Origin of the sequence: Flavobacterium salmonis, assembly GCF_903819435.1 — a bacterium.
GTDB lineage: Bacteria > Bacteroidota > Bacteroidia > Flavobacteriales > Flavobacteriaceae > Flavobacterium > Flavobacterium chungangense.
Window position 1 is genome coordinate 1 of sequence record NZ_CAIJDP010000009.1, and the last position, 451, is coordinate 451.

The window sequence follows — 451 nt, forward strand, 5'->3', positions numbered from 1 at the left end:
GATTACGGTTTCATTTCCTTCGTACAGGGTATCATCGGCCGGATCAATAGTGATCGTACCGGTCAATTGGCCTGCCGGGATGGTAATCGTAGTATTGCTTGCTGTATAATCTCCTGCCGAAGCTGTTCCTGTAAAGCCTAAACTTACCACTGTAGCGGTAGTCGTAGCCGTGCTCAGCGTAGCGGTGATTGTAGCGGTGATTGTAGCGGTGCCCGCTGCGTTCTCTGCGATTGAAGCTGTTCCGCTAAGGGTTACCGTTGGGGTGGTCTCATCATCAGTGATCGTAACGATTGCCTGCTGAACGCCGTTTTCTGTAGCACCATTGCCTCCGGTTACTCCTGTGATGTCGACAATTACGGTTTCATTTCCTTCGTACAGGGTATCATCGGCCGGATCAATAGTGATCGTACCGGTCAATTGGCCTGCCGGGATGGTGATCGTAGTATTGCTT

Annotated in this window: 1 protein-coding gene; it reads right to left on the reverse strand. The window is 51.0% G+C overall.

Annotated features, from left to right (window positions below):
- Nucleotides 1-451, reverse strand: a 451-nt coding sequence (locus FLACHUCJ7_RS00045; protein WP_317170840.1) for a Calx-beta domain-containing protein, incomplete at both ends; no start/stop codon positions are given.